10 protein-coding genes are annotated in these 12,993 nt (G+C 52.4%); 4 read left to right on the top strand and 6 right to left on the bottom strand.

Going from position 1 to position 12,993, the window contains the following annotated elements; all coding sequences use genetic code 11:
• Window positions 1-94 precede the first annotated feature (94 nt).
• Window positions 95-1,201: an anhydro-N-acetylmuramic acid kinase gene (locus L6J37_RS11695; RefSeq protein WP_237795214.1), complete on the top strand. Its 1,107-nt coding sequence runs from the start codon at window positions 95-97 to the stop codon at window positions 1,199-1,201.
• 58 nt (window positions 1,202-1,259) lie between these two features.
• Here L6J37_RS11695 and L6J37_RS11690 read toward each other — a convergent pair whose 3' ends face one another.
• Window positions 1,260-1,643, bottom strand: coding sequence for an MAPEG family protein (locus tag L6J37_RS11690; RefSeq protein ID WP_237795213.1), 384 nt, complete (start codon window positions 1,641-1,643; stop codon window positions 1,260-1,262).
• Between the two features lie 249 nt (window positions 1,644-1,892).
• On the opposite strand from L6J37_RS11690, the gene L6J37_RS11685 reads away from it, so the two are divergent.
• Window positions 1,893-4,478, top strand: coding sequence for a hypothetical protein (locus tag L6J37_RS11685; RefSeq protein WP_237795212.1), 2,586 nt, complete (start codon window positions 1,893-1,895; stop codon window positions 4,476-4,478).
• A 233-nt stretch (window positions 4,479-4,711) separates the two neighbouring features.
• A complete protein-coding gene (locus L6J37_RS11680) occupies window positions 4,712-5,374 on the top strand; it encodes a GIN domain-containing protein (protein WP_237795211.1) in 663 nt (220 codons plus the stop codon).
• Window positions 5,375-6,255: 881 nt separating this feature from the next.
• Here L6J37_RS11680 and L6J37_RS11675 read toward each other — a convergent pair.
• From L6J37_RS11675 to L6J37_RS11660, 4 genes are all read right to left on the bottom strand, one after another.
• Window positions 6,256-6,639, bottom strand: a complete 384-nt coding sequence (locus L6J37_RS11675; protein WP_237795210.1) for a DUF1090 domain-containing protein — start codon at window positions 6,637-6,639, stop codon at window positions 6,256-6,258.
• 421 nt (window positions 6,640-7,060) lie between these two features.
• Window positions 7,061-7,912, bottom strand: coding sequence for a GNAT family N-acetyltransferase (locus L6J37_RS11670; protein WP_237795208.1), 852 nt, complete (start codon window positions 7,910-7,912; stop codon window positions 7,061-7,063).
• A gap of 104 nt (window positions 7,913-8,016) precedes the next feature.
• Window positions 8,017-8,490, bottom strand: coding sequence for a GNAT family N-acetyltransferase (locus L6J37_RS11665; RefSeq protein WP_442957012.1), 474 nt, complete (start codon window positions 8,488-8,490; stop codon window positions 8,017-8,019).
• Window positions 8,491-8,895: 405 nt separating this feature from the next.
• Entirely contained in the window at window positions 8,896-9,804 is a 909-nt protein-coding gene (locus tag L6J37_RS11660) for an aldo/keto reductase (protein ID WP_237795207.1), read from the bottom strand.
• A 112-nt stretch (window positions 9,805-9,916) separates the two neighbouring features.
• Here L6J37_RS11660 and L6J37_RS11655 point away from each other — a divergent pair, with 112 nt between their 5' ends.
• Entirely contained in the window at window positions 9,917-10,324 is a 408-nt protein-coding gene (locus L6J37_RS11655) for an XRE family transcriptional regulator (protein WP_192014352.1), read from the top strand.
• Between the two features lie 68 nt (window positions 10,325-10,392).
• Here L6J37_RS11655 and L6J37_RS11650 read toward each other — a convergent pair whose 3' ends face one another.
• Entirely contained in the window at window positions 10,393-12,762 is a 2,370-nt protein-coding gene (locus L6J37_RS11650; RefSeq protein ID WP_237795205.1) for a Lon protease family protein, read from the bottom strand.
• Window positions 12,763-12,993 lie beyond the last annotated feature (231 nt).

Raw genomic sequence — 12,993 nt, 5'->3', positions numbered from 1 at the left:
GATTTAGATATCGTGTTGGCCGGCAGTCTGGGACACTATGTGCCATAGCAAAATTTCACTGAACAGCGATCGACAACAGATCGGGAGAACAGGAATGACTCAGGAGTTGTATATCGGTGTCATGTCAGGCACCAGCATGGACGGGGTAGACACGGCGTTAGTCTCTTTTGACGGCGACCGCATTCAATTGCTGGCCCATGATGACTATCCCATGCCAGACTCGCTCAAACAGCGGCTGCTCAATGTCTGTATCGGCCAGCAGACCACGCTGGTTGAAATCGGCGAGCTGGACCACCTGCTGGGCCATTTGTTTGCCGATGCCGTCAATGCCCTGCTGGACAAGTCCGGTTACCGGGCCGATCAGATCCGCGCTATCGGCAATCATGGTCAGACTGTGTATCACCAGCCCTTAGGCGATGCACCGTTCACCCTGCAACTTGGCGATGCCAATATCATCGCCGCGAAAACCGGCATTGATACCGTCGCGGATTTTCGTCGCAAAGACATGGCGCTGGGCGGACAGGGCGCGCCGCTGGTCCCGGCTTTCCACAAGACCATTTTCCAGTCGACCGATTCCAGCGTGATCGTGCTGAACATAGGCGGGATTGCCAATATTTCCGTGATTCGCCCCAATGAAAAGGTGCTCGGTTTTGATACCGGTCCGGGCAATATGCTGATGGATGCCTGGTGCGAACGGCACACCGGTCAGAAATTTGACCGCAACGGCGACCTGGCCAGTCAGGGCAAAGTGGACGAGGCTTTACTGAACCGCTTGCTCAGCGAACCCTATTTAGCGCAACCCTCCCCCAAAAGTACCGGCCGGGAGCTGTTCAATCTGCCCTGGCTTGACGCCAAACTGGTCAATAGCGCTGTCAGTGCGCCAGATGTGCAACGCACCCTGTGTGAGTTCACCGCCGTGACCATTGCCAACGAGGTCAGGCGCTTTACAACCGGCCCGGCTCCCCAGTTACTGGTGTGCGGTGGCGGTACACGAAACCCTGTACTGATGGCGCGCCTGTCTGCCCTGCTGAGCGACTGGCAGGTCGCCCCGACCAGCGACTATGGCGTCGACAGCGATTACATGGAAGCCATGGCCTTTGCCTGGCTGGCGCAGCGCCGCATTCATGGCCTGCCGAGCAATTTACCTGAAGTGACAGGCGCCAGCCGACCCGCATCACTGGGCGTGCTTTATTTCGCTTAATCTGTTCTTGAGGGTTATTTTTCAAAAAGGGGCAGCGCACGTTGGCTGCCCCTTTGATTCAGCCGAAAAGAAAATACAGCAGATTCAGGACCGCCAGTGCGATGATCGGCCACAGTGTCAGTTGCATACCCAATACCCGCCCTTTCAGGCTGTCGGCTAAGATGCCACGGCCATGAATCACCCGGCCTGCCGTGAAAAGCAAGCCGATAATCACAATCAGCCAGCCAGCACCGCCGTTGTCTTCGAGCAGAAACAGCAAGATCAAGGTAATTGGGATGTAATTCACCGCATTTGACTGCGCAGAGCAGGCCAGTTGCAGATCTTTTGCTTCGCTTCCCCCATCGCCGTAACCAATCTGATGCCGCCTGCGTGCCTTAATCACCTGCATGGATAACCAGCACAGCCATAATGCCAGCACGGCTGCAAAAAAACTTGTTGTCATACTCTGAACGCTCCCTGTGATTCTGCAAAAGTTTCATAATCTTACACCATGATTGCTGTTTTGCCTCATTGCTAAACCTGTCCATTCTTATTCTCGCGACACCCATTTTCTCCGGCGTTTATGAAGGTCTAGCTGGACAACACTAAGCTAACAGTTAGAAAGCAATAAAAAGCGGTTCTGTGCTGATGCAGAGCCGCGACACCTTCTTCTTGACCGCGGAGCGCGGTGCGTTTGACTTAGGGGCTGAACATGATGAACAGATCATGGGAGTGCGCATGTGGGCTGATTGGTATCAGCCTGCTGGCTGGCTGTGGTGGTGATGCCAAACAGCCTGTCGCGCCGGTAAAAACCATACCTTCCTATACCATTACTGCCATTGACGGGTATCTGCAAAGCGCACGGGCCTGGGTGGATGTGGGCCAGAATTTCCGTTTTGAATCCGGCGATCGCCAGGGGACAACCAACGCGTCGGGCCAGGCATCAATTGCCCTGAACGGGCTGGAAAACCCGTCGCAATACGCCTCTTTCGTGCTGGCGATTGCCGGACAGACAGTGGATCTGGACGATCCGGGCACGCCGGTCAGTAACAGCTTTTTAATGTCGGCCCCGATCGGCTATACCACTGTCACCCCACTCACCAGTATTGTGCATCTTTATATGTATGAAGGGCTGGGCGAGTCGACGGCGATTTCTGCCACCGCGCAGTCGCTGGGTATCGGTGCCAGTCAGGTGATGGGCGATTACATTGCCAATGGCCTGGACGATATTGCGGTCAAAGCGCGGGCCATTGTTCAGCTGGGCATCTTGCTCAAACAGGAAGTGAGCAGTGAAGACGAGCTCGCCGTCCCCATGGCTGAGTTTCGCCGCTTGCGTGATGTGTTAAAACAGTTAGACACCCATCACCACCTGGTCTTCGATGCCCATGACCGCGTCGTGCTCGGCGACAACAATCTCCCCATAGTCGTGGATGATGCGGCGCTGAAAACCGACAGCGACGGTGACGGTGTGATCGATGCCGCGGATCCTTTCCCGAACGATCCTAATGAAAGCGCCGACTTCGATTACGACGGTCTTGGCGATAATCTCGACCCGGATGACGATAATGACGGCCTGACCGATGTGCAGGAAGAGATGCTGAAAACCGACCCGTTCAATCCCGATACCGACGGTGACGGCGTGAACGACAGCGAAGATGCTTTCCCGACAGATAAAAACGAAACCGTCGACACCGACGGCGATGGTATCGGTGATAATGCCGATCCTGACAATGATAACGATGGCGTCAGCGATGAGTACGATGAAGATCCGCAGGATCCCACCAAACTCAGTTGCCGGTTCGAGGCCATGATTTCCAACTCGTTCGAGCTGGATGCCAACACAATGCATAACATCATTCTGCAATGTGGCGGCTACCTGCCGCTGGGCAGTAACGATGTCAAAGCACTGACCGCGCTGCGCCGCAACCGGGTGATGGAAAGCGGCACCAGCTATGGCAGCCAGTCAGAATCCGGCTCTACCGAAGCTTATGAGTTTGAAGACAATGGCACAGCTGTGCGTTACCTCAATGGCGTCGCGGCCGGCAACTACACCTGGAGTATTACCGGCAGCAACGAGAAAGACGGGTTCGCCTCCGGCATGATCAAGCTGTTCAACAGCAATGGCGATGCTGAAGTCTGGGCGATGCTGAACAAAACCGATGAGCAAAACCTGTTTATCGTCTTCTCGCAATACGCCAGCAACGGCGACAACATCATAGATACGCAGGCCCTGTGGCAGATGCGCAGCCTGGATTACCGTCAGTCCGGCGATCCTGTCCCTGTCAGCAACGCGACCCTGTCGCCCTGCACAACGGGTGATTCCGAGATGAGCGGTGGCGCCCCCACAGTGGCAGCCACCAGAGCCCAGTTTGATACCGCCGTCGAGACGTGCAAACAAAGCACCTCCGGAGGTGAGCTCACCGTGACGGTTGATCGCCTGGCCAGCCAGTCCTTCCTGTGGGGCAAACCGGGTGAAGATCTGAGCAGCCGCTACACCTTCCTGACCAACAGTGGCGACAACCAGGGCTTCGGCTATCGCCTGACGGGCGAAAAAGCAGAGAGCTATCAATGGGAAATCGATAACAATCTGCTGGTGATTCAGGGCCGTGATATCCCCAATGCCACCAGCTGGACGCAGAGCTTCTCTCTGCTGGCGGAAGCTGAGGCCAACGGTGAAACCAGCTGGAAAACCTTTACGCTGGATGAGCAATGGGTCAAGGACAATACGCCTGACGGAATCACCGAGGACCAGGGAGCGATCGGCTCAGGTTCACTGGTGCAAAGTGCCCTGCCCGGCCGTTTACTGACCCAGTGTGATGACTTCGACACCGGCTGGAATGACAGCACGCAAAGCCCGACCGACAGCGGCGCGACACCGGCTGACTATGATCAGGCCATCACAAGCTGCGGCACGCCCTGGACGGCGACGCCTCTGGCCTTTACCAGCAACCTGCTGAGCACCGCCCTGCTGACGCTGGATAACGGCCACAGCATGGCATTCAGCGGTGTACCGGTCAGCAATGCAGACGGCCTGCTCTCCGGTAACGGCACCTATAATGTGCCGAACGCTGACCAGCCAGATCAGCCCCTGACTGAAGCATTCAGCTGGGTGGTGAATGCCAAAGGGCAACTGGTGATCCACTTTACCGACAGCGATAAAGTGATGACCTGGCAGCTGCAGGATAGTGATGGCGTGAGCTTCTCAGCCCTGGGCTTTATGGAAAATCCGGACTGGCAGTTGAATCCGGAGCATGGTGTTATTCAGCAAACCCGCTTTACGGTGTCCCGAATGATGTAAAGCGTGGCCGGCAATAACAAAAACAATCGTAACGAGAAAAAACAGGTGGCGAAATTTGCCACCTGTTAGTTTTTTCAGCTAATACTAATATCAATACGCTGAGGTGCTGTGAAACGAATCAGCGCCAACCCGCATACAGCCTGTACTGCATGCCTTGATGCATATTGGCACGACTATTGATTAGGTAACGTCACTTTCCACAAAACGGATGTGATGATTCGATGAAACCGACCATGAAAAAAGTGATTCTTCCTGCTGCCCTGGCTGGTATTGCGCTGTATACCGGCATCATAAATTTCAGCTTTGCCGATGAGCAGACACGCACAGAATCTGTCCGTGCATTCAATAAGCTGGCTGTCGAAAAAGGCCTTGAGGTTAACGTGCATTGCAGCGACAAAAACTATCTTGAAGCCACAGGTCAGGCTGCCGCCTTGGATAAGCTGACGGTGACTGAACAGCAGGACACCCTGCAGATCAGCAATCGCTCGGGTGACGATGGGGAGAGCGTTGAACCGCTGACTGTGCATATTTACACGTCACAACCCCTTCAGCGCCTTGACGCCAGATTTGGCATTGATGCGACCGTGGACGGCTGCGCTATCGCCAGCGACAGTTTCGCAGCCACCGGTAAAATGGGCAGCAAGCTGGTGCTCAGTGGTCAAACAGAGGTTCTGATGCTGGATCTGGCCATGGGTGCCACACTCGAACACGCTGCCCAGCCTCTGCACGTCAACCAGGCCACGGTTGAACTCGGTATGGGGGCCAGCGCCAGCCTGTGTCATGCCAAATCGGTTTCAGGCAGGCAGTCTGCCGGCACCAAACTGTCGGTTTCACCCGACACCCAAACCCACATCAACAGCAGTTATGGGACAGCGCTGGTGTTTGATGAGTGTTGAGGGTGATCTGAATATTAGGGTAAGGATATAAAGGAATGGTTCTGAAGGTATGTCGCGCTTGAGTTTGGTGGTTCATTTGGTATCTCAGTACGCGCGCCAGGTACTCTTTGTAGGTGCAAAGAGTACCCAGAAAGCCCCTTTTTGTTCTTTGCTGTTGGCCGGGGCGGTTGTAGGCGCTCCCGGCGCCGACAACCTGAAAATTCGTCCTGAATTTTCCCCCTTGGGGAGTTGAATACTTGGGTTTATAGCTCGTTATTAGACAAAAACGATCTTAGGCATATTTACGCTACCGACGTCGTTATCGCGCAGGCAGGAATTCAGAAAACGAGTGCAATTTCTGAGGTGTTGCTGGTTTGTCGCGCTTAAGTTCGGTGTTTCTCTCAACACCTTTGTATGCGCGCCAGTGACTCTTTGCTGGCATTAGAGTTACCAGAAATGCCTTGGGGTTCGTTGCTATTGGCCGGGCAGATTGCAGGCGCTCCCGGCGCCGACAACCTGAAAATTCGTCCTGAATTTTCCCCCTTGGGGAGTTGAATACTTGGGTTTATAGCTCGTTATTAGACAAAAACGATCTTAGGCATATTTACGCTACCGACGTCGTTATCGCGCAGGCAGGAATTCAGAAAACGAGTGCAATTTCTGAGGTGTTGCTGGTTTGTCGCGCTTAAGTTCGGGGCTTGTCTCAGCATCTTTGTATGCGCGCCAGTGACTTTTTGCTGGCATTAGAGTCACCAGAAATGCCTTTGGGTTCATTGCTATTGGACGGGCAGATTGCAGGCGCTTCCGGCGCCGACAACCTGAAATACATCCATGTATTTTTTCCCTTGGGGAGTGGATTTATTGAGGTCAGGTTATTGCAGTACAGGCTCTGTGAGCTGATCCTATTTATTCAGCTCACTTCTTGCTGCGGAAAGTTCTGCCTCTGCTTCTTGCAGCTTATTCATTCTTTTCTCAATTTTATCGGCTCTGCCAGATTCCTGGGCATCTTTCAGTTCAAGCGTGCGCTCAGCAACTTCCTGTTCTTTTTCATTAACTTTTGCAAGTCTTTCGCGCATTAATCCTTCATCCGTACAATGATCCTGTACTTCTTTTAGCGCTTTTTCCAGACCGGCGACACGATGAGTATTGTCATTACTTTTCGCATATTCGATTTGCTGCTGTATCTCATAAGCTTTAGCGTCGCACCCTTTGAGAGGTTCCTGAGCCAGGCTGGGAAAAGTGGCAATTGTAGCCAAAAAACTGAAACCAATGATCTTCTTTAACATAAATGTCCTCCTATAGAATTTGTGTATTATCCATACAAAAGATAGGGATTAAAAGCAATTATTCTGGAGTGTTAGATAATATGTTTGTGCATGAAAGTATGTCGCGCTTGAGTTTGAGGCATCTCTCAGCCTTAAGAATCGTACTCGCTGTATGGATTCCCGCCTATCGCGGGAATGACGAATTGAAAATGTATATCGGTGGCACAACCCGAGGGAAAAAATTCAGGACGAATTTTTAGGTTGTCGGTGCCGGGAACGCCTGCAACCGACCCGGACGGCGCCAGAGAACAACAAGGCATTTCTGGGTACTCTTTTTGCCCCAAAAGAGTACCTGGCGCGCATAAGAAAGTGCGGAGTGATGCTCCGGATTAAAAGCGCGACATACCATCAAACCTGTTTACCCGCCTCACACAAGCCTGACTCACCCAATCTCAAACGAGGTCACACCAAATAACCGCTCCAGCGGTAATGCCGGTTGCTCCCCGGTGTACATACGCGCGGTACCAAACGACACCGTCATGTCGTATTTTTCCGCCAGTGTGATGGCGGCCTGATTGATTTCCGGAACATCAAGAAAAAGCGGTTGTGAGGGTTCTACCGCTGATTTCAGGGCGACGAATAGACGCTCGGCCAGATCGGTATTCTCTGCGTACAGCGGGCCGATTTTATAGCCGTTACGGCACTGGCGGATCACGCCTATGCCTGCCAGCATGCCATTTTCCAGAATGCCTAATGCATGGCTGTCTGGCTGGGTAATCCAATGTTGCAGAAACTCGGGTCTAGAAGCAGGAAAGAAAAGCTGATCGTAAGCAGCGACGGTTTCAAACGGCAGTGCTGTCAGTGCCACAATCGCGTGATCCTCGGGTGATTGTCCGCCGCTGAGCCCTTCATAACGCAGGTTGCTGTATGCCAGTTGAAAGCCGGATTTCTTATAATTGTCCTGCTGTTCCACCACCCCATCCAGGCCGATGTTGCAGTCTTCCAGGTGCGCCAGTGCCGCATTCCATATCTGTATGCCATAGCCCTGACCGCGGTATTCTGGTTTGACGATATAAAAGCCAATAAAACCGAAAGACGCATCGTAGCGAATCGCCGAAATGGTCGCTATCGGTTCATCATCCAATACACCGACCAGAAAACCGGTTTTGTCGGCGTAGTAGTAAGAGTCGGCATCATGCAGGCCGGGATTCCAACCTTCCTGCGCAGCCCATTCGACAGCAATGCTGACTTCGTCCGGTTTCATGGTTCTGATTTCGTAGTGTTTGCTGTCCATGCGCATCCCTCTGGCAGATAGATGATGTGATTAAAATATAGTTTGAAATCAGCGCTTACACTGTGACATAACCCGTTTGGCTCAGCCAGTCTGCGCTGTGGGAGTTATAGCACCATTCTCATAATATGCTGCGGGCCAGCGGCTCCACCGAGATAGAGCTCATGGGTATCGATAAACCCGCCCTGCTGATAACAATGTCTGGCTGCAGGGTTTTTACAGTTCACTGTCAGATAAATCTGATCAAAACCGGGATAAGCAGATAGCAGAAACGCTTTCAGGGCCAGAACCGCACGCTTGGCGTAACCTTTGCCCTGATGGTGATGATCGATAAAGAAAGCACGTAAACCGAGCGCCTCTGGATGGGCGAAGTCATATCTGTGCCCGTACTGCGTATCGATCAGAAAAAAGCCGACAACCGTGTTGCCATCCAGAATCACGTGCGGGTGGAGCTTATCATCGATGTTAACCAGCAGCTCTTCCATTGTACCAACGAATTCCACCTGCTCTGTTGCTACCGACAACTCAGCCACCTGCGGTAAATGCGCAGGGGTCATCCCTTGGATATCAATCTCTTTCATGGCTCGCGACTCAATCAAAAACAATCCGTTATAGCCCTGATAGTAAGGCGTACGGCTCGCAAATTCCGAACATCAATTCCCGAGAGGTTGATCCAGATCCCTTTTTTCAGTCTGCCAGGCATTATAGTGGAGTAAGGTCTAATGCAACGGAGTGACATTCTGCACCCCAACAAGTGACAGTGTCACTAGACAAAGTCACTCAATATCGTGGCATCGATCGTTTTCAGTATGAGTAGTCTTTTTACAAGGAGTGATTTATGGCTAAACGAGTCTCGAACAAGCGCATCAAAGAAATCCTGAAAGCAGCCACTGAGAAGAAAAATTAAGCGGCTAATCTTTTAGCGCGATAAAAACCACAACCCCGCCAGATGCGGGGTTGTGTCGTTATGGCCGAGTGAAAACGGGTTACGGCACACCATGACCTTTCGACGCCACCCACACACGGAACCATTGTTCGCGGCTCAGTTCAAATGCCAGCGCGGCGATAGCATCTTCAACCCGCTCAATTTTACCGGAACCGATAATCGGCAACGGCTTAGACGGCAAACGGCGTACCCAGGCGTAGATCACCTGATCAATGGAGCTGGCGCCGATTTCCTGGCGGATCGCTTCCAGTTCGCTGCGAACACGGATCACCTGTTCTGACTGCCCATTAAAGATCTCACCGCCGGCCATGCAGGACCATGCCATCGGCCTGGTGCGTTTCATCTGCAGTTGATCCAGCGTGCCGTCATGGCAAACCTCGAAGTTGAGCGGATTGATTTCCACCTGATTGGTCACCAAAGGCGCATCCAGACGTGACTGCAGGAGATCAAACTGTGCAGGAGAAAAATTCGACACCCCAAAGTGGGCCACTTTGCCCTGCTGTTTCAGCGCCGCAAAAGCTTCTGCGACTTCGTCGGCATCCATCAGCACATCCGGGCGGTGAATCAAGAGGACATCTAACTGTTCAACGCCCAGACGTTGCAGTGAATTGTTCACCGACTCAGTAATATGCGCTTTACCTGTGTTGTAATGGTTGATTCTCTGCTCGGGATACTGGCTGCCACACAGCTTGATATCGCATTTAGAGACGATCTGAATCTGCCCGCGCACACTGGGATCCAGCGCCAGCGCTTCACCAAACAATTGCTCACAAGTGTAACCGCCATAAATGTCGGCGTGGTCAACGGTAGTAATGCCCAATTCAATATGCTGTTTCAGGAAGGTCAGACGTTCCTGCGGGGTCATGCCCCACTCCGCCAGACGCCAGTAGCCCTGAACCAATTCAGAAAGCTGCGGCCCTTTTGGCGTCAGTTCGACGTTTGCCACCATGGTCCATACTCCTTTATTCATTGCCCGAAATAATTCGCTGAACGTATCCTAGGCTGGATCGCCCCCTCGGGCAATGATATAACCCACAAGTTTCGAACCAGAGTACGAGTCTATGTCATTTGCTCAACGCTTGCGCAGCCTGATTGGCGAAGAAAGTATCAGTGGTTTTGCCCGCCGGGTTGAGCTGAATGAAGCCTTGATCCGCAAATACCTCAACGGCAGCGAACCCAGCCTGCAAAAAGCCAATCAAATTGCGGTGAAAGCCAATTGCTCACTGGAGTGGTTAGCCACCGGCTGTGGTTACCTGTACCGACAGGCTGAAGTGGTCGACAAAGAGGCGTTGGCGGCAGCCTGGGAGCATGTCACAGGCCAGCCTTTTGACGGTGTTCGCGCAGAAGAGTTAATCAAAGTGCTGGCGGGTTATCAGTTTCTGCGCAGCCACAAGAAGACAGACGGCTTTCTTGATGTTCAGGCCATGGCGACCTTTCTCTCTGTCGCCCGCCAGCGCGAACCTGTATAGCCGAAAAAAATGCCATCCGGCTGGATGGCATTCTCTGTTTCCGATAACAGGTTTCCTGTCACACGGTTTTATTTGCGCATCGCATTGAGCTTATTTTGCGCAATGCCCAGTACAGATTCCGGCGGGTAATTATCGTCCTGCCAGTCACCGGCATTTTTGCCGGTGAGCAAGCTGATCGCCTCACTGACATGGGAAATCGCCCAGATGTGGAAATCGCCTTTTTCAACAGCGGTGAGAATGTCTTTGCGTAACATCAGGTTATGGGCATTCGACTGCGGGATAATCACCCCCTGGTTGTTATGCCGCCCCTTGATGGTACAGACATCAAAGTAACCTTCAATTTTTTCATTCACACCGCCAATCGGTTGCGCCTGACCAAACTGATTCATCGAGCCGGTAATCGCAATCGACTGATTGATCGGGCAGCCGGAAAACGCAGAGATAATGGCACACAGCTCGGCCATCGAGGCACTGTCGCCATCCACGCCACCGTAAGATTGCTCAAACGTCAGATGTGTGGTCAGCGGAATGCGTGCGCTCTTGCCAAACAGCGACGACAGGTAAGCGGTCAGTATCATCACGCCTTTTGAGTGAATACGCCCGCCCAGCTTCACGCTACGCTCGATATCCATCACCTCGCCTTCCCCCCAAGAGGTGGTGGCCGTGATCCGGTTCGGTAAGCCGAAACGGTGATCCGAGGTCGATACCACGGACAGACCATTGATCTGACCGATAACATCACCCTGAGTATCAATCAGGGTTGTGCCGTTCCTGAAGGTATGCAGCATCTGATCCTGCAGGCGGCTAACCCGTTTTTCCTGTCGCAGCAAGGCCTGTTCGACATGGGCGACACGGATCATATTGGCATTGGCGGCTCTGGCGGTGTAATTGGTCTCACGCAGCAGATTGGCGATATCCGCCGAGTGCAGCGACAGTTTGTTCTGATCCTCGGCCTGACGGGAGCTGTACTCTATGATGCGGGCAATGGCTTTACGGTCGCAATGCAGCATGCCGTTATCGTGCACGATGCTGGAAATAAAACGCGCATACTGCAGCTCAGACTCATCGGTGCGTTCCATTTCATCTTCAAAATCCGCAGTCACACGGAACAACTCACTGAAGTCGGGATCATAATGAACCAGTAACTGATAGGTCTGATAATCACCGAACAGGATGATTTTGACATCCAGCGGAATGGGTTCTGGTTCCAGTGAAATCGTCCCCGACAGCGTGACTTCCCGCTCCAGCGAACTCAGGTTCAGCTTGCGTGAGCGCAATGCCCGTTTCAGGCCGTCCCACACATAGGGCCGCTCAAGCACCTTCACCGCATCCATCAGCAACACGCCGCCATTGGCACGGTGCAAACTGCCGGAGCGAATCAGCGAGAAATCGGTAAACACAGTGCCTTTGTAGGTCGCGTTCTCTATGTAGCCAAAGATGGCGTGATAGTTAGGGCTTTCTTCCACCACAATCGGAAAGCGTTCAGTCTCCTGGCTGACCAGCACATTAACCTGATAACGACGCGGCATTTTCTTATCCAGCGCGGCATAAGACAGCGCGACCTGATCTTCACTTTCTTCTAAAAAGATATCGAGGTTTTCCAGAATGTCTTTCTGCATCGCCGTGAGATAGTCTTTTATCTCAGTATGACCGCGGTACTGCTTTTTAAGCGGTTTAACAAAATGCGAGACGACTTCCAGCGCCACTTCTTCATTGAGCTTCTGGATTTTATCGGAAAACTCTTCTTCCCAGTCCGTGAGCTGGCGCGCAATACCGCGCAGTTTCACTTCCAGCGCCGTGATAATCGTTTCGAATTTTTCCTGCTCTTCTTCAGGCAGCGCGACAAAACTTTCTTCGGTGTGCGGCTCTTCACCATTCATCGCAATCAGCTGATAATCGCCCTGAGTCGTCAGGGTCAGACTCACCTTTTGCTCTTTCGCTTGTTCGGTTAAATTGCCCAGAGCAGTTTGCTGTTTCTCCGCCAACTGATTTTTCAGCTGTTCCGAGCGCGAATAATACATTTCGTTATCGAACGCCAGCGGCAAGGCTTTCACCAGGCGAAGCATCAGCTTTTCAATGTCTTTTTTGAACGGCATCCCCGTGCCGGGCTTTAGTTTCAGCAGTTTAGGGGTACGTGTTTCTTCAAAGTTGGCGACATAACACCAGTCATACAGTGGCGTGGCATCCCCGTTCGGATCATGGCGGTTCAGATAACGCAGTACCATAGTCCGTTTACCCAGCCCGTTCCGGCCGATGGCATATATGTTGTAGCCCTTCTCTTTAATCGACATCGCGAACTCAACCGCCTGCTGAGCGCGCTCCTGCCCCACAATTTCGTTCAGGGGTGCTAAATGTTTGGTTGATGAAAACTCGGCATCCAGCCCGTTTAAGGTGCAGGTGCGGTACAGGGTATCTGCTTGTAATGATTTCATTGTCATACCCTTCCCCTTATCTCTCCACTGATAGTCATTTCAGTGTAGCCAGCAATTAGTTACTTTTTAGTGACTTAGCTTGGTTTTAAGGAGTTAATCGTTTGATTGGTGGTTTTTTGTGCGATGGGAGGGGGTGTTGTTAGCTTTAAAGTTAATGAATTTGCATGTCGCGCTTTGACTTTTGCGCCTGCCTCAGCATTTTCTTATGCGCGCCAGGTACTCTTTTGTGGCAAAAAG

The organism is Photobacterium sp. WH77, from assembly GCF_022014395.1.
Classification (GTDB): domain Bacteria; phylum Pseudomonadota; class Gammaproteobacteria; order Enterobacterales; family Vibrionaceae; genus Photobacterium; species Photobacterium arenosum.
Note: the sequence above shows the minus strand (reverse complement) of the source record. Positions and strands in the feature narration are given on the sequence as shown.

Coding starts and splice junctions, on each gene's coding strand:
- L6J37_RS11695 (WP_237795214.1), top strand. CDS start 95: ATGACTCAGGAGTTGTATATCGGTGTCATGTCAGGCACCAGCATGGAC.
- L6J37_RS11690 (WP_237795213.1), bottom strand. CDS start 1,643: ATGACAACAAGTTTTTTTGCAGCCGTGCTGGCATTATGGCTGTGCTGG.
- L6J37_RS11685 (WP_237795212.1), top strand. CDS start 1,893: ATGATGAACAGATCATGGGAGTGCGCATGTGGGCTGATTGGTATCAGC.
- L6J37_RS11680 (WP_237795211.1), top strand. CDS start 4,712: ATGAAAAAAGTGATTCTTCCTGCTGCCCTGGCTGGTATTGCGCTGTAT.
- L6J37_RS11675 (WP_237795210.1), bottom strand. CDS start 6,639: ATGTTAAAGAAGATCATTGGTTTCAGTTTTTTGGCTACAATTGCCACT.
- L6J37_RS11670 (WP_237795208.1), bottom strand. CDS start 7,912: ATGGACAGCAAACACTACGAAATCAGAACCATGAAACCGGACGAAGTC.
- L6J37_RS11665 (WP_442957012.1), bottom strand. CDS start 8,490: ATGAAAGAGATTGATATCCAAGGGATGACCCCTGCGCATTTACCGCAG.
- L6J37_RS11660 (WP_237795207.1), bottom strand. CDS start 9,804: ATGGTGGCAAACGTCGAACTGACGCCAAAAGGGCCGCAGCTTTCTGAA.
- L6J37_RS11655 (WP_192014352.1), top strand. CDS start 9,917: ATGTCATTTGCTCAACGCTTGCGCAGCCTGATTGGCGAAGAAAGTATC.
- L6J37_RS11650 (WP_237795205.1), bottom strand. CDS start 12,762: ATGACAATGAAATCATTACAAGCAGATACCCTGTACCGCACCTGCACC.